The organism is Kosakonia sp. BYX6 (assembly GCF_038449125.1).
GTDB classification, from domain to species: Bacteria; Pseudomonadota; Gammaproteobacteria; order Enterobacterales; family Enterobacteriaceae; genus Kosakonia; species Kosakonia calanthes.
Genome location: NZ_CP151800.1, coordinates 3,113,110 through 3,134,274, shown reverse-complemented (window position 1 = coordinate 3,134,274; position 21,165 = coordinate 3,113,110). Strand labels below are relative to the sequence as shown.

Annotated in this window: 17 protein-coding genes and 1 pseudogene; 11 read left to right on the top strand and 7 right to left on the bottom strand. The window is 54.1% G+C overall.

Annotation, left to right across the window (positions count from 1 at the left end; all coding sequences use genetic code 11):
- Positions 1-169: 169 nt before the first annotated feature.
- Both moeB and moeA read right to left on the bottom strand, forming a co-directional pair.
- Complete coding sequence (moeB, locus tag AAEY27_RS14715) at positions 170-922, bottom strand: molybdopterin-synthase adenylyltransferase MoeB (RefSeq protein ID WP_342321388.1); 753 nt, start codon at positions 920-922, stop codon at positions 170-172.
- Positions 923-924: 2 nt separating this feature from the next.
- Entirely contained in the window at positions 925-2,157 is a 1,233-nt protein-coding gene (gene moeA, locus AAEY27_RS14710; protein WP_342321387.1) for a molybdopterin molybdotransferase MoeA, read from the bottom strand.
- Positions 2,158-2,320: 163 nt separating this feature from the next.
- Between moeA and iaaA the strand changes: the two genes are divergently transcribed.
- The 5 genes from iaaA to gsiD are packed head-to-tail and all read left to right on the top strand — an operon-like array spanning position 2,321 to position 8,600.
- Entirely contained in the window at positions 2,321-3,262 is a 942-nt protein-coding gene (gene iaaA / locus AAEY27_RS14705; RefSeq protein ID WP_342321386.1) for a beta-aspartyl-peptidase, read from the top strand.
- A 10-nt stretch (positions 3,263-3,272) separates the two neighbouring features.
- Positions 3,273-5,144, top strand: a complete 1,872-nt coding sequence (gene gsiA / locus AAEY27_RS14700; RefSeq protein WP_342321384.1) for a glutathione ABC transporter ATP-binding protein GsiA — start codon at positions 3,273-3,275, stop codon at positions 5,142-5,144.
- Positions 5,145-5,177: 33 nt separating this feature from the next.
- Positions 5,178-6,716, top strand: a complete 1,539-nt coding sequence (gsiB, locus tag AAEY27_RS14695) for a glutathione ABC transporter substrate-binding protein GsiB (protein ID WP_342321383.1) — start codon at positions 5,178-5,180, stop codon at positions 6,714-6,716.
- A 49-nt stretch (positions 6,717-6,765) separates the two neighbouring features.
- Positions 6,766-7,686 (top strand): glutathione ABC transporter permease GsiC, encoded by a 921-nt coding sequence (gsiC, locus tag AAEY27_RS14690; protein WP_342321381.1) that lies wholly within the window; start codon positions 6,766-6,768, stop codon positions 7,684-7,686.
- Positions 7,687-7,688: 2 nt separating this feature from the next.
- Positions 7,689-8,600 (top strand): glutathione ABC transporter permease GsiD, encoded by a 912-nt coding sequence (gsiD, locus tag AAEY27_RS14685; protein ID WP_342321380.1) that lies wholly within the window; start codon positions 7,689-7,691, stop codon positions 8,598-8,600.
- A gap of 185 nt (positions 8,601-8,785) precedes the next feature.
- Here the strand turns inward: gsiD and rimO are convergent, their stop codons facing one another.
- Together rimO and AAEY27_RS14675 are read right to left on the bottom strand one after the other, a co-directional pair.
- On the bottom strand, positions 8,786-10,111 hold the full coding sequence (gene rimO / locus AAEY27_RS14680; RefSeq protein ID WP_342321379.1) for a 30S ribosomal protein S12 methylthiotransferase RimO: 1,326 nt from the start codon (positions 10,109-10,111) through the stop codon (positions 8,786-8,788).
- Positions 10,112-10,229: 118 nt separating this feature from the next.
- Positions 10,230-11,369, bottom strand: coding sequence for an epoxide hydrolase family protein (locus AAEY27_RS14675; RefSeq protein WP_342321377.1), 1,140 nt, complete (start codon positions 11,367-11,369; stop codon positions 10,230-10,232).
- A 443-nt stretch (positions 11,370-11,812) separates the two neighbouring features.
- Between AAEY27_RS14675 and AAEY27_RS14670 the strand changes: the two genes are divergently transcribed.
- The 4 genes and pseudogenes from AAEY27_RS14670 to AAEY27_RS14655 all read left to right on the top strand — a co-directional run bounded on the left by AAEY27_RS14670 (position 11,813) and on the right by AAEY27_RS14655 (position 16,011).
- Entirely contained in the window at positions 11,813-13,789 is a 1,977-nt protein-coding gene (locus AAEY27_RS14670) for an acyltransferase family protein (RefSeq protein ID WP_342321376.1), read from the top strand.
- A 163-nt stretch (positions 13,790-13,952) separates the two neighbouring features.
- Positions 13,953-14,267: pseudogene (locus AAEY27_RS14665) on the top strand (zinc-binding dehydrogenase); the annotation flags it as partial.
- 126 nt (positions 14,268-14,393) lie between these two features.
- Complete coding sequence (locus AAEY27_RS14660; RefSeq protein ID WP_342321375.1) at positions 14,394-14,777, top strand: biofilm formation regulator BssR; 384 nt, start codon at positions 14,394-14,396, stop codon at positions 14,775-14,777.
- A 127-nt stretch (positions 14,778-14,904) separates the two neighbouring features.
- Positions 14,905-16,011, top strand: a complete 1,107-nt coding sequence (locus AAEY27_RS14655) for a PQQ-dependent sugar dehydrogenase (RefSeq protein WP_342321374.1) — start codon at positions 14,905-14,907, stop codon at positions 16,009-16,011.
- A gap of 125 nt (positions 16,012-16,136) precedes the next feature.
- On the opposite strand, the gene AAEY27_RS14650 is transcribed toward AAEY27_RS14655, so the two are convergent.
- The gene (locus AAEY27_RS14650; protein ID WP_342321372.1) at positions 16,137-16,766 is read right to left on the bottom strand and encodes a glutathione S-transferase family protein; all 630 of its coding nucleotides are present in this window, start codon (positions 16,764-16,766) and stop codon (positions 16,137-16,139) included.
- 233 nt (positions 16,767-16,999) lie between these two features.
- On the opposite strand from AAEY27_RS14650, the gene dacC reads away from it, so the two are divergent.
- A complete protein-coding gene (gene dacC / locus AAEY27_RS14645; protein ID WP_342321371.1) occupies positions 17,000-18,202 on the top strand; it encodes a serine-type D-Ala-D-Ala carboxypeptidase in 1,203 nt (400 codons plus the stop codon).
- Between the two features lie 31 nt (positions 18,203-18,233).
- On the opposite strand, the gene deoR is transcribed toward dacC, so the two are convergent.
- Positions 18,234-18,992 (bottom strand): DNA-binding transcriptional repressor DeoR, encoded by a 759-nt coding sequence (gene deoR, locus AAEY27_RS14640; RefSeq protein WP_342321370.1) that lies wholly within the window; start codon positions 18,990-18,992, stop codon positions 18,234-18,236.
- A 65-nt stretch (positions 18,993-19,057) separates the two neighbouring features.
- Positions 19,058-19,666 (bottom strand): undecaprenyl-diphosphate phosphatase, encoded by a 609-nt coding sequence (gene ybjG, locus AAEY27_RS14635; RefSeq protein WP_342321369.1) that lies wholly within the window; start codon positions 19,664-19,666, stop codon positions 19,058-19,060.
- A gap of 256 nt (positions 19,667-19,922) precedes the next feature.
- Between ybjG and AAEY27_RS14630 the strand changes: the two genes are divergently transcribed.
- Entirely contained in the window at positions 19,923-21,155 is a 1,233-nt protein-coding gene (locus AAEY27_RS14630; RefSeq protein WP_342321368.1) for an MFS transporter, read from the top strand.
- The last annotated feature ends 10 nt before the right edge of the window (positions 21,156-21,165 follow it).

The following is a 21,165-nucleotide window of genomic DNA, read 5'->3' as shown; positions in this document are numbered from 1 at the left end:
AATAACTTTCGAATGAAAGTTATTGTGACGCGAGTCGAGCTTTAAAAACGCGCCTGAGGCGCTGCGCTTATCAGGCCTACGCCTCAAACGTTAACCACTGCCCACGAATTTGTAGGCCGGATAAGGCGTTAGCCGCCATCCGGCAAATCAGTCTCCGGCACAAGAAGGGTTAACCGCCGCAAACCTCGCAGCCCGGATTACGCAACAGTTTCATTTCGCGGAACTGGCAGGTCATCGCATCGTACATCAGGATCTTGCCTGCCGCAGGCGTGCCATACTGCGTAAGCACTTTGATGGCTTCCATCGCTTGCAAGGAACCAATCACCCCGACCAGCGGTGCCATCACGCCGGCTTCCACGCAGGTCAACGCATTTTCACCAAACAGGCGGCTCAGGCAGCGGTAACACGGCGCATTTTCGCCCCAGGTAAAGACGCTGATCTGCCCCTCCATGCGGATTGCCGCACCGGAAACCAGCGGGACTTTATGCTGAAAACAGCCCACATTGAGCTGGTTACGGATCGCGACATTATCGGTGCAATCGAGCACGATATCGTGCGCGGCAATCTGCGCGAACAGCGCGTCTTCATCCAGCAGCGCATTGATCGGCGTGTAGTGCACATGGGGGTTAATACGCTGCAGCGATTCGCAGGCAGAATCGACTTTCGCCTTGCCAATATCCGCATCGCCATGCAGCGTCTGGCGTTGCAGGTTCGAGAGCGCGACGGTATCAAAATCCAGCAGCGTCATGTTTCCGGCGCCCGCCGCCGCCAGATATTGCGCGGCGGCGCAGCCCAGACCACCGAGGCCGACCACCAGCACGCGCGCTGCTTTTAACCGCTCCTGACCGTCGAAATCAAAACCGCGCAGAATAACCTGCCGGTTGTAACGCATCATCTCCGCATCGCTGAGTTCTTCGACCATCTTTAGCCTCCGAAGAGATGGTTAAACATCTCCACTTCCACCCATTCGCCCGCCTCGACATTGCCGCGCTCACGCTCCAGCACCACAAAGCAGTTGCCCTGGCTGAAGGAGCTAAAAATATGCGAGCCTTGATGCCCGGTGGTGCGCACTTCGAGCGTGCCATCTTCGCCACGGCTTAACACCGCGCGCTGGAAATCCAGGCGACCCGGCGTTTTTTTCAGGCGGCCCACCACGCGGGCGCGAAAACGCAACGGTTGCGTATCTGCGGTATTTCCGCTCAGTTTCGCCAGCAGCGGTTGCACCAGTTGGTAAAAGGTGAGCGTGGCGGAAACCGGGTTACCCGGCAGGCCGCAGAACCAGCTGTTCTTCAGCTTGCCAAAGGCGAACGGTTTACCCGGTTTGATCGCCAGTTTCCAGAAGGCGATTTCGCCCAATTCATCAAGGATCGTTTTGGTGTAATCCGCTTCACCGACCGAAACCCCGCCGGAGCTCAGCACCACATCGGCCTGGATGTCGGCGGCGATAAAGGTGTCGCGCAGCTTTTGTGGGTCGTCCGGGATGATGCCGAGGTTAATCACGTCATAGCCTAATTGCGCCAGCATCAGGTGCACCGACAAACGGTTCGTGTCGTAGATTTGCCCCGCCGCCAGTGGCTGGCCGGGCAGTTGTAACTCATCACCGGTGGAAAATAGCGCCACACGCACTTTACGCACTACATCCACTTGCGCAATGCCGAGTGACGCCAGCACCGGCAGTTCGGCGGCGGTCAGTTTGGTTCCGGCGGCAAAGACGCTGGCGCCTTTGGCGATATCTTCGCCCGCGCGGCGAATGTTCTGGTTTTCGCGCACCTCAGCAGTAAAACGGATGCCTGCATCGGTTTGTTCGGTCTGCTCTTGCATCACCACCGCGTCGCACCCGGCGGGAATTGGCGCGCCGGTCATAATGCGCACGCAGGTGCCCGCAGGCCAGGCGCCGTCGAACGGCTGCCCGGCAAAGGCTTTCCCCACCACCGGCAAGGCGTTGCCGCTCTTGATATCGGCAAGGCGCACGGCATAACCATCCATTGCCGAATTATCAAAACCCGGCACATTCAACGGAGAAATAATATCTTGCGCCACCACGCGGCCAAAACAGGCCACCAGCGGCAGAGTTTCGCACTCTGTGAGCGGTGAAATGCGTGACAGCATCTGTGACAGGGCCGTTTCGAGGGAGATCAGGCCATTTGAGGATTCCATAGTTAATATCCAGTCAACGCGTTGAAGCGGCCATTATGGCAGAAAAGGAGAGGGGTCAACATGACTTGCTTCTACCCCATTGTTATCACTTCGCTTTACATCGTTGTAACGACTTCCTATATTCAGAAATCGTTCTCAGTTCAGAGAAAACCGGGCGGAAAACATGGTTAAAGCGGTAATCGCACTACACGGCGGGGCGGGAGCTATCAGCCGCGCTGAGATGAGCCCGGAAAAAGAGCAGCGTTACGTACAGGTGCTCTCGTCGATTATTGAAACCGGGCAACGGATGCTGGAAGCGGGCGAAAGCGCGCTGGATGTCGTCACTGAAACGGTGCGGCTACTGGAAGAGTGCCCGTTGTTTAACGCCGGAATCGGCGCGGTGTTTACTCGCGATGAAACCCATGAACTGGACGCCTGTGTGATGGATGGCATCACCCTGAAGGCCGGGGCGGTGGCGGGTGTCAGCCGCTTACGCAACCCGGTGCTGGCGGCGCGTCTGGTGATGGAGCAAAGCCCGCACGTGTTAATGATTGGTGAAGGGGCGGAGAATTTTGCCTTTTCCCATGGCGTTGAGGCGGTTTCACCGAGCCTGTTTTCCACCCCGGAACGCTTTACGCAACTGCTCCAGGCGAGGGAAGCCGGGGAAACCGTGCTCGATCACGGTTCCGCGCCACTCGATGAGCGCAACAAATTTGGCACCGTCGGGGCGGTTGCGCTGGATAAACACGGCAACCTGGCCGCCGCGACATCCACCGGTGGAATGACCAACAAACTGCCGGGTCGCGTCGGCGACAGCCCATTGCCGGGTGCCGGATGTTATGCCAATAACGCCAATGTCGCCGTCTCTTGTACCGGCACCGGCGAAGTCTTTATTCGCGCGCTGGCGGCTTACGATATCGCCGCGCTGATGGAATACGGCGGATTCAGCCTGCATGAAGCCTGTGAAGCGGTGGTGATGGACAAATTACCGGCGTTGGGCGGCAGCGGCGGGGTGATTGCTGTCGATCGTGAAGGGAACGTTGCGCTGCCATTTAACAGCGAAGGTATGTATCGCGCCTGGGGTTACGCAGGCGACGCGCCAAGTGTGGGGATTTACCGTGAATAAGGAGAGCGGGGTGTCGCAAGGGTTTGAAGCAGACGCTGACGTCGTACTCGACGTCAGCAATCTGAATATCGCATTCAGCCATGACAAACAACTGACCCCGGTGGTGCGCAACCTCTCTTTTTCCCTGAAACGGGGTGAAACGCTGGCGATTGTCGGCGAATCCGGCTCCGGTAAATCCGTCACCGCATTATCGTTGTTGCGCCTGATTGAGCAGGCGGGCGGCGAAGTGAGCTGCGATCATATGCGCCTGACGCGCCGCAACCGCCAGAAAGTCGACCTGAACAAACTCTCTTCCTCGCAAATGCGCAGCGTGCGCGGTGCGGATATCGCGATGATTTTTCAGGAGCCGATGACCTCGCTGAACCCGGTTTTTCCGGTCGGCGAACAGATTGCCGAGTCGATTCGCCTGCACCAAAAGCTCGGGCGCGACGATGCGATGGCCGAAGCGCGGCGGATGCTCGATCTGGTGCGCATTCCGGAAGCGCAATCCATTCTCTCCAGCTTTCCCCATCAGCTTTCTGGCGGTATGCGCCAGCGCGTGATGATCGCCATGGCGCTCTCATGTCGGCCTGCGGTGTTGATTGCCGATGAACCCACTACCGCGCTGGATGTGACAATTCAGGCGCAGATTTTGCAACTCATCGCCGTGCTGCAAAAAGAGATGTCGATGGGGGTGATTTTTATCACCCACGATATGGGCGTGGTGGCGGATATCGCCGATCGCGTGCTGGTGATGAACCAAGGTGAAGCGGTGGAAAGCGGCAATGTCGGCCAGGTTTTCCGCGACCCTCAACACCCGTACACCAAAGCGCTGCTGGCGGCGGTGCCGAAACTCGGCGCGATGAATGGCAGCAATCTTCCGCGCCGCTTCCCGCTGATTTCCTCGAAGAACCCCCAGCATCAGGAGCCGGAAACCGAACAAGATACCGTGGTGCCGGGCGAGCCGATTTTGCAGGTGCGGGATCTGGTGGCACGCTTCCCGCTGCGCAGCGGGATACTCAACCGCGTCACCAAAGAAGTGCACGCGGTCGAAGGCGTCAGTTTTGATCTGTGGCCCGGCGAAACGCTCTCTTTGGTGGGGGAATCCGGCAGCGGTAAATCGACCACCGGGCGTGCGCTGCTGCGGCTGGTGGAAAGCCAGAGCGGTTCGATTACCTTTAACGGCGAGCGCATTGATACGCTTTCCGACCACAAAATGAAGCTGATTCGCCGGGATATTCAGTTTATTTTTCAGGATCCTTACGCATCGCTCGACCCGCGCCAGACGGTGGGCGATTCGATTATCGAGCCATTGCGCGTGCATAACTTGCTCGGTGAAGCCGAAGGTCGCCAGCGCGTCGAGTGGCTGCTGGAGCGCGTCGGGCTGAAGCCGGAACACGCCTGGCGATACCCGCATGAGTTTTCCGGCGGCCAGCGCCAGCGCATTTGCATTGCCCGCGCGCTGGCCCTGAACCCGCGTGTGGTCGTGGCGGATGAATCCGTCTCGGCGCTGGATGTGTCAATTCGCGCGCAAATTATCAACTTGTTGCTCGATTTGCAGCGTGAGTTGGGGATCGCGTTTCTGTTTATCTCCCATGATATGGCCGTCGTGGAGCGCATTAGCCACCGGGTAGCGGTGATGTATTTGGGGCAGATTGTTGAGATTGGCCCCCGACGCGCGGTGTTTGAAAACCCGCAGCATCCGTACACCCGTAAACTGATGTCGGCGGTTCCGGTCGCCGATCCGGCGCATCAGCCGGCGCAGCGGGTGCTGTTATCGGATGATATGCCCAGCAATATCCGCAAGCGCGGCGAGTCAATGCAACGCGTACAGTTGCAAAACGTGGGGCCGGGGCATTTCGTCGCCAGGTCGACGCCCGGCAGCACGCAATCTCGTTTTTAATTGATTACCGACAGGGTTCTCCAGGAGAGCAACATGGCACAAATCATTTCCCGACACTGGCGGGTCGTTGCAGGCGTGGTGTTCGCGCTGACCGCCGTACCGTCCTTCGCCGCGAAAGACGTGGTTGTCGCTGTGGGATCCAATTTCACCACTCTTGATCCCTATGACGCCAACGACACGTTGTCGCAGGCAGTGGCGAAATCCTTCTATCAGGGGCTGTTCGGCCTCGATAAAGATATGAAGCTGCAAAACGTTTTAGCAGAAAGTTATACCGTTTCTGATGATGGGCTGGCGTACACCATCAAACTGCGCAAAGGGGTGAAGTTCCAGGATGGAACGGATTTCAACGCCGCGGCAGTAAAAGCGAACCTTGATCGCGCCAGCAACCCGGCCAACAGCCTGAAGCGCTATAACCTCTATAAAAACATCGGCAAGACCGAAGCCGTGGATGACAGCACGGTCAAAATCACCCTGAAACAGCCGTTCTCGGCGTTTATCAATATCCTCGCGCACCCGGCCACTGCGATGATCTCCCCGGCGGCGCTCAAAAAATATGGCAACGAGATCGGTTTTCACCCGGTCGGTACCGGGCCTTACGCGCTGGATGCCTGGAACCAAACCGATTTTGTGAAGGTAAAGAAGTTTGCCGGTTACTGGCAGCAAGGCCTGCCGAAGCTGGACTCTATCACCTGGCGTCCGGTGGTGGACAACAACACCCGCGCGGCGATGCTGCAAACCGGCGAAGCGCAGTTTGCGTTTCCCATTCCGTATGAACAGGCGGAAGTGCTGAAAAGAAATAGCAAGCTGGAGCTGGTTGCCAGCCCGTCGATCATGCAGCGCTACATCAGCATGAACGTGACGCAAAAGCCGTTCGATAACCCCAAAGTGCGTGAAGCGATTAACTACGCCATCAACCGCCCGGCGTTGGTAAAAGTCGCGTTCGCCGGTTTCGCGACACCGGCAACAGGCGTATTACCGCCGTCCATTGCGTATTCGCAGGCTTACAAACCGTGGCCGTACGATCCGGCGAAAGCCCGCGAACTGCTGAAAGAGGCCGGTTACCCGCAAGGCTTTAGCACCACATTGTGGTCGTCGCACAACCACAGCACCGCGCAGAAAGTATTGCAGTTTACCCAGCAGCAACTGGCGCAGGTGGGGATTAAAGTTCAGGTCACGGCAATGGACGCCGGGCAGCGCGCGGCGGAAGTGGAAGCCAAAGGGCAGAAACAGAGCGGTGTGCGCATGTTTTATACTGGCTGGTCGGCGTCGACTGGCGAAGCGGATTGGGCGTTATCGCCGCTGTTTGCTTCATGGAACTGGCCGCCAACGCAGTTCAATACCGCGTTCTATAGCAATCCGCAAGTGGATAAAGATTTTGCCGATGCGCTGAAAACCACCAGCACGGATGAGAAAGAGCGGCTCTACAAACAGGCGCAGGATATCATCTGGCAGCAGTCGCCGTGGGTCCCGCTAGTGGTGGAAAAACTGGTTTCGGCGCACAACAAGAAGCTGACCGGTTTTTACATCATGCCCGATACCGGGTTTAGTTTTGACAACGCCGATTTGCAATAGATAACTCACTCCTCCTTGCCGGATTGAAGGCGGGGTGAGGGAAAATAACATGCTGAATTATATAATTAAACGCCTGCTGGGCCTGATCCCAACGTTACTGATTGTGGCCATACTGGTGTTTCTGTTTGTGCATTTGCTCCCGGGGGATCCGGCGCGGCTGATTGCCGGGCCAGAGGCTGACGCGCAGGTTATTGAACTGGTGCGCCGCCAACTGGGGCTGGATCAGCCGCTGTGGGTGCAGTTCTGGGATTACATCTCAAACGTAGTGCAGGGGGATTTTGGCATTTCGATGGCCTCCCGCCGCCCGGTGGTGGAGGAGATCGCCAGCCGCTTTATGCCGACGCTGTTGTTGACCATCAGCAGCATGATCTGGGCAATGCTGTTCGGGCTGGGCGCAGGTATCGCCGCCGCCGTGTGGCGCAACCGTTGGCCGGATCATTTAGGAATGGCGCTGGCGGTGACGGGTCTTTCTTTCCCTGCTTTTGCGCTGGGGATGCTGCTGATGCAGGTCTTTTCCGTGGAGTTGGGCTGGTTGCCGACTGTCGGCGCCGACACCTGGCGGCACTATATTCTGCCGTCATTAACACTCGGCGCGGCGGTGGCGGCGGTGATGGCGCGTTTCACCCGCGCCTCGTTTGTCGACGTGCTCAATGAAGACTATATGCGCACCGCGCGCGCCAAAGGGGTAAGCGAGCGCTGGGTGATCCTCAAGCACGGCTTGCGCAATGCGATGATTCCGGTGGTGACGATGATGGGGCTGCAATTCGGCTTTTTGCTCGGCGGCTCGATTGTGGTGGAGAAAGTCTTTAACTGGCCTGGACTTGGCCGTTTACTGGTGGATTCCGTTGAAATGCGTGATTACCCGGTTATTCAGGCCGAAGTGCTGCTCTTTTCGTTGGAGTTTATTCTTATCAACTTAGTGGTGGATGTGCTCTACGCCGCTCTTAATCCCGCTATCAGGTACAAGTAAGGATGCGATTGTTAAATTGGCGTCGACAGGCGATTTTAAACGCCATGCCCGCGGTCAAACCGGGTCATGTGCGTACTCCGTGGCATGAGTTCTGGCGACGTTTTTGCCGCCAGCCGATTGCCATGACCGCAGGGCTGTTTGTACTGCTGTTGATCCTGCTGGCGGTGATTGCGCCGTGGATCGCCCCGTTCGATGCGGAGAACTATTTTGACTACGACCGGCTCAACGAAGGGCCGTCGCTGGTGCACTGGTTTGGTGTGGATTCGCTGGGGCGCGATATCTTAAGCCGCGTGCTGGTCGGCGCGCAGATTTCGCTGGCGGCCGGTGTCTTTGCGGTGCTAATTGGCGCCGCCATTGGCACGGTACTCGGGCTGCTGGCGGGCTATTACGAAGGCTGGTGGGATCGCATTATCATGCGCGTTTGCGATGTGCTGTTCGCCTTCCCCGGTATTTTGCTGGCGATTGCGGTAGTTGCGGTGATGGGTAGCGGCATGGCGAATGTGATCATCGCGGTGGCGGTTTTTTCCGTTCCGGCTTTTGCCCGGTTGGTGCGCGGCAACACATTGGTGCTGAAGCAGCAAACCTTTATCGAATCCGCCCGTAGCATTGGCGCCAGCGACGCGGTGATTTTGTTCCACCACATTCTGCCCGGCACGGTGTCGTCGATTGTTGTCTATTTCACCATGCGTATTGGTACGTCGATTATCTCCGCCGCCAGTTTGTCGTTTCTGGGCATGGGCGCACAACCGCCAACGCCGGAGTGGGGCGCGATGCTCAATGAAGCGCGCGCCGATATGGTGATTGCTCCCCATGTGGCGCTGTTTCCGTCGCTGGCGATTTTCCTGACGGTGCTGGCGTTTAACCTGCTGGGCGATGGCCTGCGCGACGCGCTGGACCCGAAAATCAAAGGGTAAAATTTGTAGGCCTGATTTGTAGGACTGACTTGTAGGCCTGATAAGCGCAGCGCCATCAGGCAATCAGCGCCATCAGGCGTTTGCTGGCAATGGCGGGTGTTTCGCCGGATGGCGGCCAGTGCCTTATCCGGGCTACGGGGTGGGGCAATAATAAAAAACCCGGCGGCTGCCGGGTTTTGCACTTCTTAAACGCGCGTGCCCCAAAGGTCATACTCGTCGGCGTTTTCCACTTTTACGCGGATTACGTCGCCCGGTTTAACATTGGTTTCGCCGTTCAGGTAGACCGCGCCGTCGATTTCCGGCGCATCTGCCATACTGCGGCCAATCGCGCCTTCTTCGTCCACTTCATCGACAATCACCAGAATCTCGCGGCCGACTTTTTCTTGCAGACGTTCAGCGGAGATCTGCTGTTGCAGTTGCATAAAGCGGTTCCAACGCGCTTCTTTAACCTCTTCCGGCACTTGATCCGCCAGTTCGTTGGCGGTTGCGCCTTCCACCGGGCTGTATTTAAAGCAGCCAACGCGATCCAGACGCGCTTCGGTCAGGAAATCCAGCAGCATCTGGAAATCTTCTTCGGTTTCGCCAGGGAAACCAACGATAAAGGTCGAACGCAGCGTCAGCTCCGGGCAGATCTCGCGCCAGCGTTTGATGCGCGCCAGTTGGCGATCAACAGAACCGGGGCGCTTCATCAGTTTCAGAATACGCGGGCTGGCGTGTTGCAGCGGGATATCGAGGTAAGGCAGGATTTTGCCTTCCGCCATCAGCGGGATCACATCGTCAACGTGCGGATATGGGTAGACGTAATGCAGACGCGTCCAGACGCCGAGTTTCGCCAGTTGCTCACACAGGCCAACCATGCTGGTTTTTACCGGCTCGCCGTTGTGGAAGCCCATACGGTGTTTCACATCCACGCCGTACGCGGAGGTGTCCTGAGAGATAACCAGCAGCTCTTTTACGCCCGCATTGACCAGACGTTTCGCTTCGGCCAGCACGTCACCAATGGGGCGGCTCACCAGATCGCCACGCATCGACGGGATAATGCAGAACGTGCAACGGTGGTTACAGCCTTCGGAAATTTTCAGATAAGCATAGTGGCGTGGCGTCAGTTTCACGCCTTGTTCTGGCACCAGGCTTAAGAAGGGGTTGTGCTGCGGTTTCGGCACATAATGGTGAACATGCTCAAGCACCTGCTCGTAGCTGTGTGGCCCGGTGATTTCCAGCACTTTTGGATGTACTTCGCGGATCTGATCTTCTTTCGCGCCCAGGCAGCCCGTCACGATGACCTTGCCGTTTTCGTTCAGCGCTTCGCCGATGGCTTCCAGTGACTCTTGCACCGCGCTGTCAATAAAGCCGCAGGTATTCACAATTACCATATCGGCATCGTTGTAACTCGGCACAACATCGTAGCCTTCGGTACGCAGTTCCGTGAGGATACGTTCAGAATCCACCAGGTTTTTCGGACAGCCTAAAGAGACAAAGCCGATTTTCGGCTGCGGGTTCACATTGCTCATAGTTCAAAAAGTAATCAGTTATAGGATCTTAGGGCAGGGATTGTACAGGGCTATTGCCTGAATTTATAGGGGGACGTGCACGCGCTGATGCGCAAAATTGCCCGGCGCGGCGTTATCCTCAGGAGTGCGTTGCTGTCACTGTGGCGATGAACGTTCGCAAATCGGCCAGGAGCAATTGTGGCTCTTCCATTGCCGCAAAATGGCCGCCGCTGGGCATATCGCTCCAGTGCACAATGTTGTAAGTCTTATTGGCAAAAGAGCGGGGCGGCGGTGCAAAAACAGGATCCGGAAACGCCGCGACGCCTGTTGGTACGAGGATGAAACTGCCGGCGGGCAGCGACTGCGATCCCTCCAGGCGAGTGCCGAAATAGAGCCATGTCGCGGTCACGAAAGAGGCTGGCGCAAGATAGAGCATGATGTTGGTGAGCAACTGCTCCTCGGTGAATTTGCTCCAGATATCCGGGCTGCCGTCCTCAGTTGTTGGCAAGTCGGCCCATTTTCCGAACTTCTCCAGCATCCAACCTGCCGCGCCGACCGGGCTGTCCGCCATCGCCACGCCCAGCGTCTGGGGGCGCGTCGACTGTTCATGCTTGTATCCACTTTCCCACTCAGTAGTGACTTCGCGGTTCGCGACGTAGGCTTTCTCTTCGTCGTTCTGGGGTTCAACATCACTGGCAAAGACATCCAGCATATTGAGGTGGATACCGAGCAGCGCCTCCGGGCGGTCATGCGCCGCCCATATCGCAATGCCCTGGCCCCAATCACCGCCCTGAATGAGATAGCGCGTATCCGCGAACAGACGTCCCATCAGTTCATGCATCAGCGCGGCGACTTTTCGTGGGCCGAGGGGTGACGTAACAGGCCTCGAGAAGGCGAAACCGGGAAGCGAGGGGACAACGACGTCATGCCCGTCGGCCGCCAACGGGGCGATGATCTCCCTGAACTCAAGCCAACTACCGGGCCAGCCATGCAACAGCAAGACTGGCGGTTTTGTCCCGTCACCTTTCACATGCACAAAATGGATGTGATTGCCGTCGATATTGGTAATGAAGTGGGGGAATGTATTGAGATCTCGCTCAACGGCGCGCCAGTCATAATGCTGGCGCCAATAAGCCATTAGCCGCTTAAGATCTTTAATGCCGACACCCGCAGACCAACCACCTGCGTCGGGAAATTGGCTCCAGTCGTAGGCTTCAACCTTTGCCCGGATGGCCGCCAGTCTTTCATCGGAAATCGAAATGATGTAAGGCAAGATCATCGTTACTCCCCCTTCTCGCGATATGCGTTTTGTGACGTTTCCCGCTGCTGATGTCAGAAATAATTAAAAGCTTATCTACGAAGATAGTACTGAACTTAGGGAAAAGTGTGTCGGAGGAGGGGAATGGCGAGCCTGCTGGGTCTGAGATGCTTGATTCCATCACTCCAGTGTTCTCCGGTTCGAAAGAACTTGATCCACAGAGACTGCTTATCCTGTGAATGCTTTCAGAAAGTACTAAACAGGATGTTGGTTGAATAATCCGTTGTGAAGAAAATGCGATAGTGAATTACAGATCTTCAGGATAAATATTTAGATTAAGGGCAGATTAATCGTTGCTAAACGCTTTATCATTTATTGAATGCAGTAGCAAAGCATCTCTGTTTTCCATATTTTGGGTGATTCGTGTAGAATGCGGAATTTATATTTAAGTTGCAGGATTACGGATGAAGTACCGTTCTGATATTGATGGATTAAGGGCTGTTGCTGTATTGCTGGTTCTTTTTTTTCATGCTGGTTTTGCTGTTTTCCCTTCCGGTTTTATCGGGGTGGATATTTTCTTTGTTATCTCTGGTTTTCTTATTTCAACAATAATAAAGAATAGCATTGAAGCAGGTGAATTTAGTTTTGGTCAGTTTTATCTCCGCAGGATGTGGCGACTCTTACCCGCAATGCTAACAATGATTTTATTCTCATTAATCATTGCGACGGTTTTTTATCTACCATCCGATTATGCACCGTTTCTGAAAAGTATTAAACAAACTATATTAGTGGTGTCCAACCGATATTTTGGTGATGAAACAACTGGATATGCTGCACCCGATGCTAATTCAATGTTATTGTTGCATACGTGGTCGCTATCCATTGAATGGCAATGGTATCTTATATTTCCTGTTATATGCTTGCTGGTAAGTAAAAAAATAAATGCAAAAAAGCTAAAACTTATTGCAGTTGTTATTACTGTGATAGGCATTTATATTACTTATCATTATTCATATTCACACCCAACCAAAACATATTACTTTTTTGCATTCAGACTGTTTGAGTTCATGATCGGGGTAGGTAGTTGTTTATATTTATCGAGCATGAGAAAACCACACGTTTTGGTACAGAACTTCCTCTCCCTTATTTCTTTGTTCGCGATACTATTTGTGGGAATGAAGGGTGAAATTATATTGGGATACCCTAATGTTTATACACTGGTTGTTTGCTTAAGCACAGCAGTGCTAATTATTAGTGGAGCTAATGCAGGTTCATTGGTCAATAAATGCCTGTCATTTGCTCCTCTTGTATGGATTGGTTCGATCTCTTACTCACTGTATCTCTTTCATTGGCCGATCTTTGCGGTATTACATTACCTTGGGAAAGATCATCTTCCTTTGCGCATCGCTGGGCTCATTCTTGCGTTGCTGCTGGCTACGGCATGCTACTACTGTATTGAAAAACCCTTCAGAAAACCACGGCTTGGTTTTATCAAATCCCTGTTTTATTTGGTGATTGTGCCATTGTTGGCAATATTAGTATTTATGCCTGTCAGCAAATATTTCGATGGGTTTAGCTATATTCGTTTCGGTAAGTCGTTGAATTATATTAATCACGTATTGACGTCTACTCAATTAAAAAACCGGCAGAAATGTATGAATGAAAACGTTGTCGGAACGGATATGGCCTGTGTGGTGGGTGATAAGAAATCTGAAACACGTGCGTTATTAATGGGAGATTCTCATTCTAATCAGTATTGGAATTTCTTTGATTTAATGGGGCGGGATGCGCATGTACTTGTTGATATGAAAGCAACGTCTCTTTGTTTGGCTGTGCCGAATGTTTATCACTCTGACCTGTATACTTATAAAGGTGCTTATTACCAGGTTTGCCATGAGAATGTTAAGCAATATTATGATGCTATCCGCAGCCAAAAATACAAATATGTAATTATTTCTCAGGTCTGGGAAAATTACGCAGCATTTAATGTCAGATATGATGTTGACCACAAATCGACACGTGCAGAATCGATTGGCGTTATTGAAGAGGCGACCGAGAAAGCAATAAAAGAAATTATTAGCGCTAATGCTAAACCTATTTTAATAAAAACAATGTTTGCGATGCCAAAAGATTTTTTGACATGCTTTTATGAACACTATAAAACCAGAAGTGAATATATCCCTGGTGTTTGTAATCCGAACCCTAATGTCAGTGACAATAATTGGACGGATAAGATGTTTTCGTCTCTTCAGATCAAATATCCTTCATTGATTATTGTGGATCCCAAAAAAGTACAGTGCCCTGAAGGTATTTGTAAAACAGAAATAAATGGTATCCCTCTTTATCGCGATGTGGGCCATTTAAATGATTATGCAACGAGTGAATTCGGCAAAGCGTATCTAAAAAATTTTGGTAATCCGTTGTTAAGTGTTAACCAATAAAAAGGATAAGTTTAACGGAATTGACGCTGAAATCGAGGAAATGGGTTCAGGATCGCCTGAGCCCAGTGATTCCTGAATTGATAACTTCATCATCAGGAACGGTAAATGCAAAGGACGTTGGGTACTTTGCCCTTATTTCGCCAAGGCCTTAGTTAATTTGCCTGCGCCGCACAATCTCGACCCGTATCTGGCGACGTTAAAAACCAATGGTCGCCTGGTGCTGGTGGGGATCCCGGATCAACCACATGCCGCGCCGAATGTCACGCCCATGGTGTTCCGCCGTTTGAGCATCATCGGTTCGTCGATTGGCAGCATCCAGGAAACACAAGCGATGCTGGATTTCTGCGGTGAACACAACATTACCGCAGACATTGAGATGATCGCCGGTGAAGCGATCGAAACCGCATTTGCCCGCATGTTGAAAGGCGATGTGAAGTACCGTTTTGTGATTGATATGCAAGCAACCCGTTGGGAATAAAAGGTGTGCCGGGGGTGAAATGTAAATGAATGTCAGAAGTGAACAATTATTGACCGGTTCCGCACCTTTGTACAAAAAACGATCATAATATTAATCTGCCCAATAGCTGACAAGGGAGGTATTAGTATGACCGCTGATGAACTCGCACGTCGTTTGCTGATGAAGTTGATTACCGCCAGAACTAACCTTGCGGCGTATATCCAGATGCGCAAAGCAAAAGGGTATATGTCGATCAGTGAAAATGATCGTCTGCGAGAGAGTTGCTTTGCATTGGCTCTTGAGATCCGCGATAAGGGCGAGCGATTGCAAGAGTTGGCAGACAGCGACTCGCGCAGTGCGATGTACCGGGCAGAGGAAGCACTCTCTTCTGCGGCAGTCTCTTTAATGAGCGGGCGACAAGATTGCCCAACTTACATCTCTGTCAATGTCGACAAACTGGAACGTTCGCTGAATATTCTCGATTACAGCATCCAGTATCTTCGCGAGCATTCGCCGCTTGAAGAAGCCTGAGACCGGGATTGACGAAATAAGGGGAGGAAACTCCCCTTTATTATTTAAGCTTTTGTAAAAGCCCGCCCGCCCGGTCATCTGATGGCTAACCTTTATCCAGTCTCATCGCTTAATAAAGGAGTGCAGTATGCGCCGTGTCCCCCTGTTCTTACTGTTGCTGACCACCTCTGTGTTTGCCGCGCCTCCGGCGGTGAAAGTTGATGTATTACAAACCAAGCTTGAGCACCCCTGGGCGCTGGCTTTTCTGCCGGATAATCACGGTATGTTGATTACCTTGCGCGGCGGTCAGTTGCGCCATTGGCAGGAGGGGAAAGGGCTTTCCGATCCTATTACCGGTGTGCCGAAAGTCTGGGCGCACGGGCAGGGGGGCTTGCTGGATGTGGCGCTGGCGCCGGATTTCACCCAGTCCCGCCGGGTATGGCTGAGCTATGCTGAAGCCGGGAATGACGACAAAGCCGGAACCGCCGTTGGCTATGGTCGCCTGAGCGAGGATTTCAAACGCCTTGAAGATTTCCAGACTGTGTTTCGCCAGCAGCCCAAACTCTCGACGGGTAACCATTTTGGCGGTCGTCTGGTGTTTGATGGCAAAGGCTATTTGTGGATTGGCCTTGGCGAGAATAACCAACGCCCAACGGCGCAGGATCTGGATAAATTGCAGGGCAAGCTGGTGCGGCTGACGGATCAAGGCAAAGTGCCAGACGATAACCCGTTTGTCGGTAAACAGGGCGCGCGACCGGAAATCTGGTCATACGGTATTCGCAACCCGCAGGGCATGGCGATGAACCCGTGGAGCAACGCGCTGTGGCTCAATGAGCACGGTCCGCGCGGCGGCGATGAGATCAATATTCCCGGAAAAGGCAAAAACTACGGCTGGCCGATTGCGACGTGGGGCATTAATTACAGCGGGCTGAAAATCCCGGAAGCGAAAGGCGAGATCGTCGCTGGAACTGAGCAGCCGGTCTTCTATTGGGAGAAATCGCCGGCCATCAGCGGAATGGCGTTTTACAACGCCGACACCTTTCCGCAGTGGAAAAACAAACTCTTTATCGGCGCGCTGAAAGATGAAGATTTGATCGTGATGACGGTCAATGGCGACAAAGTGACCGAAGATGGCCGCATTCTCGGCGATCGTAAGCAACGCATTCGCGATGTACGCGTCGGACCGGATGGGTATTTATATGTGTTAACCGATGAGAACGATGGCGAGTTGTGGAAGGTGAGCCCGGCATCGTGATGTTGCCGGATAGCGCTAATCGCTCACCCGGCCTACAAACATTGCTCGGATCGTAGGCCGGATAAGGCGTAGCCGCCATCCGGCAATCAAGCCATCCGGCGATCAGACCTCCGGCATCACCCTCTTCAGGTCACCGGAATCATGACCGCGCTCTGGAACCCCGGCCGTTCACAAAGCTGCGCATACCAGCGTTGTAAATGGGGGCGCGGCGTCCAGCGCAAACCAGGGATATTAAAGAGGTTGTAAACGAACGGGCCGACGGCGATATCGCCACAGCCGAACGCCTCGCCGGAAAGCCACGTCTCTTTTGCCAGTGCGTTATCAAGCAGGGCGAAAAGATCTTCAAGGGCGTGCTTTGTCGTTTCCAGTGCGGCGTTGTCGCGTTTTTCCGGCGGCGTGCGCACCAGCCCCATCAGCAGCGGACCATGTTTCGGTGCCAACGTGCCGAGCGCCCAATCCATCCACTTCTCCCCCTGCGCACGCTCGGCGGGCGCATCAAGCCACAAGCGGCGCTGACCGTATTGGGCGGCGAGATAACGCACGATGGTGTTGGATTCCCACAGCACAATGTCGGTCTCGTCATCGCGCAGCAACGGCACCAGGCCGTTCGGGTTCATCGCCAGAAACTCGGGATCGTGATTAAGGCCAAACTGCCCGCCCGCCAGAATATGCTCATATGGCAACTCCAGCTCTTCCAGCAGCCAGCGAACTTTTTTGACATTGGTTGAATTATTCCTGCCCCACAGCGTTATCATTTTTACCCCTGCGCAATTGAATGTCTTCGTGCTATTCATCGTGGGCGAAAGTTAACGTTCTGGCAACGGATCAGAAAAAGATTGCACAAAGGGAGCGCAACACGCTGTTATTGCATAAACTTTAATAACTTTACCCAGTCGCGGTTTTTTTCGTTTCGTTTGTGCGCTATTACTCACCGTTTGTTGCGACACGGTGTGTGACGTTTTATTGAATGGATACTCGGGTGGCCTATATGAAGCATTTCTCTTTATCCCTTCGCGGCCTGGTAGCAGGCTCTGCGCTGTTGGTACTTTTCTCTCCTTCGTTATATGCAGTTGAACAAACCCCGACAGCGCCGCCGGTTGATGCCAGGGCGTGGATCCTGATGGATTACGCCAGCGGCAAAGTGCTGGCGGAAGGCAACGCCGACGAAAAACTCGATCCTGCCAGCCTGACCAAACTGATGACCAGCTATGTGGTCGGCCAGGCGCTAAAAGCCGGGAAAATCCATCTCACCGACACCGTTACTGTAGGCAAAGACGCCTGGGCGACCGGAAATCCGGTGTTGCGCGGTTCTTCGCTGATGTTCCTGAAACCGGGCGACCAGGTTTCAGTGGCGGATTTGAACAAAGGTGTGATTATTCAGTCAGGCAATGATGCCAGCATCGCGATTGCCGATTTCGTTGCGGGTAGCCAGGACTCCTTCGTCAGCCTGATGAACAGTTATGCGCAGAAACTGGGTCTCACTAATACCACCTTTAAAACCGTCCACGGGCTCGACGCGCCGGGGCAATTCAGTACCGCGCGCGATATGGCGCTGCTTGGCAAAGCCTTGATTCGCGATGTGCCGGATGAATACGCCATCCACAAAGAGAAAGAGTTCACATTTAACAAAATTCGCCAGCCAAACCGTAACCGGTTGTTGTGGAACACCGGCATGAATGTGGACGGCATGAAAACCGGGACCACAGAAGGCGCGGGCTACAATCTGGTGGCATCGGCAACGCAGGGCGATATGCGGTTGATTTCCGTGGTGCTGGGGGCGAAAACCGACCGCATTCGCTTTAATGAGTCGGAAAAATTGCTCACCTGGGGTTTCCGTTTCTTCGATACCGTGACGCCTATCAAGCCTGATGCGGCTTTCGTTAACCAGCGCGTGTGGTTCGGTGATAACAGCGAAGTGAAGCTGGGCGCGGGCGACAGCGGCTCGATTACCATCCCCAAAGGGCAGTTAAACAAGTTGAAAGCGAGCTATACCTTAACGCAGCCGCAGCTTGAAGCGCCGCTGAGCAAAGGGCAGGTCGTGGGCACCATTGACTTCCAGTTGGATGGCAAAACCATTGAACAGCGTCCGCTGGTGGTGATGGAAGCGGTGAACGAAGCCGGTTTCTTAGGGCGGATGTGGGATTTTGTCCTGCTGAAGTTCCACCAGTGGTTTGGCAGCTGGTTCTCCTGAGTGCGCAATAGCCGTGCCCTGGCGGGCACGGTTAGTACAGCAGTTTGATATGCTGGCTTTTCGCCGCATTCACCAGGCTTTCGTCCGGGCGGCAATCGCTGATAATCATGTTAAAACGGTTTAGTGGCCCCATGCTGGCCGGGCGAACTTTGCCAAATTTACTGTGATCGACCACCAGCACGTGGTATTGCGCGCTGGACATCGCCCAGTGCTTGACCGGCAACTCTTCAAGATTAAAACAGGTCGCGCCCTGTTGCGCGTGGACGCCGGCCGCCGAATAAAAGGCGATATCCGGGCGCAGGTTGCTCAGCGTTTCGTTGAAGTTCAACGGCTTGAAAACCGCGTTGCTGGCGTGGAACTCGCCGCCGCTCAGAATCGCGCGGCAGAGCGGTTTTTCCTGCAATGCCAGAAAGGTGTTCAGGGAGTAGCAGACGCCGGTAAATGGCAAATCGTGAGGGATGGCGTCGATAACCCACGGCATGGTTGTGCCGCAGTCAAAAAAAACCATTTGATGCGGTTGCAACAGGCCTGCGGCGAGTTTTGCCGCGCGACGTTTTTCTTCCACCAGCCGGTTTTTTTGATCGCTCAGCAGATAATGGCTGGCGGAGCGCGGTTCCAGCACAATGTAACCGCCAAGCAAAACGACGGGCGCGCTGTTGGTGCTGAGATCGCGGCGAATGGTCATCTCGGAAACGCCAAGCAGCGTGGCTGCCTCTTTGAGATGCAGTTTGTCGCTACGCTTAAGCGCATCTAATAGCTGGTCTATTCGGTCGTCGCGTCTTGTTTCCATATCTCACCTGAATAAAAGAAAGCCCTGCATTGAGCAGGGCGTTCATCTTACCTGCGCCCTGGCGCTTAGTCACGTACCCAGCCGCGGCGGATCAATACGGCAAAACAGAGGCGGTAAAGCTGCTGCACACTGCGGTAAAGCACCGTGCCAAAGCGCTGCCACAGGATTTGTGCCGTCAGGCAACCGCACATTCCCACCAACAGACCACCGAGCATATCCATCGGCCAGTGGACACCCAAAAACACCCGCGACCAGGCAATCGCCAGACCGATAACCATCAGCACCGCGCCGGACCAAAAACGGTGCCAGGCGAGGAAAGCGACAGCGAAGGTGAACATCACCGTCCCGTGATCGCTCGGGAATGAGTCATCCGCCGAGTGCGGCAAGAAGTTGTAACCCACATGATTAACAAAAGGCCGATCGTGCGGGAAGGTATGGCCTAAAATCCATGAAAGCGTGAGGCTGGCGATAATTGCCAGCGCCACTTTAATCACCAGATGGCGCTGCGCGGTCACCTGGTTGCGCGGTCCCCACAACCAGAGCCCTGCGGCCAGCAGTGGAACAATATTAATAAGATCTTTTGCAACAAACACGGCTAACGCGATAAGCCAACGCGGAGAGTCTGGCGTGGCGTTTATCCAGTAGAACAGGGTGTAATTCAGGCTCTCTAACATGGGTTTGTTACTCTTTGATGAAACAATGCAAATTTAGTAAAGCGCTCACCTTAAAAGCGGGGCGGCACACGGTAAAGCGGTTTTGTCTTACTCGTCTGAGAGTTAGACGATTCCTGGATTCACGTTACGCCATGTCACTTAAGCGAACCTTAAACGAGTGAAAAGGTGCGGTATCTGTTTTTGATAAATAATTCGCTATCGCCGCCGGGTCGCTTTGATTACACTCTGCGCGATTTTTCATTGATGAAGAGATTGCATGCAAAACCATACCCTTTCCGGCCAACGTCTGGGACGACGGGCGCTGTTATTTCCCCTCTGCCTGGTGCTCTACGAATTCTCCACCTATATCGGCAACGATATGATTCAACCCGGCATGCTGACGGTGGTGGAGCAGTACAACGCGGGGATTGAGTGGGTGCCGACCTCAATGACCGCTTATCTGGCGGGCGGCATGTTTTTACAGTGGCTGCTTGGGCCGCTGTCCGACCGAATTGGTCGCCGGCCCGTCATGCTCACCGGGGTGGTGTGGTTTATCGTGACCTGCCTCGCAACACTGCTGGCGCAAACCATCGAACAATTTACGCTGCTGCGCTTTTTGCAGGGCATCAGCCTCTGTTTTATTGGCGCGGTGGGTTACGCGGCGATACAGGAGTCTTTTGAAGAGGCCGTGTGCATTAAGATCACCGCGCTAATGGCGAATGTGGCGTTGATTGCGCCGCTGCTTGGCCCGTTAGTCGGCGCCGCGTGGGTGCATGCCGCGCCGTGGCAGGGGATGTTTGTGCTCTTCGCGATGTTGGCGGCGGTCTCTTTCTTTGGGTTACAACGGGCGATGCCTGAAACTGCCACCCGGCTCGGTGAGAAACTCTCGTTCAAAACTTTATGGCGCGATTACGCCGAAGTGATGAAAAACCTGCGTTTTGTCGCCGGGGCGCTGGCGACCGGGTTTGTTAGCCTGCCATTGCTGGCGTGGATTGCCCAGTCGCCAATTATCATCATCAGCGGCGAGCAGCTTAGCAGCTATGAATATGGGCTGTTGCAGGTGCCGATTTTCGGCGCCTTAATCGCCGGTAACCTGGTGTTGGCGCGCCTGACGTCTCGCCGCACCGTGCGTTCGCTTATTATTTTAGGCGGCTGGCCGATTGCTGCGGGTTTGCTGCTGGCCGCGGTCGCTACGGTGGCATCGTCGCATGCGTATTTGTGGATGACCGCCGGGTTGAGTCTTTACGCTTTCGGCATTGGCCTGGCCAACGCTGGGCTGGTGCGTCTGACGTTGTTTGCCAGCGAGATGAGTAAAGGCACGGTTTCAGCAGCGATGGGCATGTTGCAGATGTTCATCTTTACCGTCGGGATTGAGATCAGTAAACACGCCTGGTTAATCGGCGGCAATGGTCTGTTCAGCGTCTTCAATTTGCTCAACGGCGTAGTATGGCTGGGCTTAATGGTGGTGTTCCTGCGTGATAAACGCGTGGGAAATTCTCTGGATGGCTAAGGCGGCAGCC

What these genes read in the sequence shown, in the direction of transcription:
- moeB (WP_342321388.1), bottom strand. Translation starts at nt 922, where the DNA reads ATGGTCGAAGAACTCAGCGATGCGGAGATGATGCGTTACAACCGGCAG.
- moeA (WP_342321387.1), bottom strand. Translation starts at nt 2,157, where the DNA reads ATGGAATCCTCAAATGGCCTGATCTCCCTCGAAACGGCCCTGTCACAG.
- iaaA (WP_342321386.1), top strand. Translation starts at nt 2,321, where the DNA reads ATGGTTAAAGCGGTAATCGCACTACACGGCGGGGCGGGAGCTATCAGC.
- gsiB (WP_342321383.1), top strand. Translation starts at nt 5,178, where the DNA reads ATGGCACAAATCATTTCCCGACACTGGCGGGTCGTTGCAGGCGTGGTG.
- gsiC (WP_342321381.1), top strand. Translation starts at nt 6,766, where the DNA reads ATGCTGAATTATATAATTAAACGCCTGCTGGGCCTGATCCCAACGTTA.
- gsiD (WP_342321380.1), top strand. Translation starts at nt 7,689, where the DNA reads ATGCGATTGTTAAATTGGCGTCGACAGGCGATTTTAAACGCCATGCCC.
- rimO (WP_342321379.1), bottom strand. Translation starts at nt 10,111, where the DNA reads ATGAGCAATGTGAACCCGCAGCCGAAAATCGGCTTTGTCTCTTTAGGC.
- AAEY27_RS14675 (WP_342321377.1), bottom strand. Translation starts at nt 11,369, where the DNA reads ATGATCTTGCCTTACATCATTTCGATTTCCGATGAAAGACTGGCGGCC.
- AAEY27_RS14670 (WP_342321376.1), top strand. Translation starts at nt 11,813, where the DNA reads ATGAAGTACCGTTCTGATATTGATGGATTAAGGGCTGTTGCTGTATTG.
- AAEY27_RS14660 (WP_342321375.1), top strand. Translation starts at nt 14,394, where the DNA reads ATGACCGCTGATGAACTCGCACGTCGTTTGCTGATGAAGTTGATTACC.
- AAEY27_RS14655 (WP_342321374.1), top strand. Translation starts at nt 14,905, where the DNA reads ATGCGCCGTGTCCCCCTGTTCTTACTGTTGCTGACCACCTCTGTGTTT.
- AAEY27_RS14650 (WP_342321372.1), bottom strand. Translation starts at nt 16,766, where the DNA reads ATGATAACGCTGTGGGGCAGGAATAATTCAACCAATGTCAAAAAAGTT.
- dacC (WP_342321371.1), top strand. Translation starts at nt 17,000, where the DNA reads ATGAAGCATTTCTCTTTATCCCTTCGCGGCCTGGTAGCAGGCTCTGCG.
- deoR (WP_342321370.1), bottom strand. Translation starts at nt 18,992, where the DNA reads ATGGAAACAAGACGCGACGACCGAATAGACCAGCTATTAGATGCGCTT.
- ybjG (WP_342321369.1), bottom strand. Translation starts at nt 19,666, where the DNA reads ATGTTAGAGAGCCTGAATTACACCCTGTTCTACTGGATAAACGCCACG.
- AAEY27_RS14630 (WP_342321368.1), top strand. Translation starts at nt 19,923, where the DNA reads ATGCAAAACCATACCCTTTCCGGCCAACGTCTGGGACGACGGGCGCTG.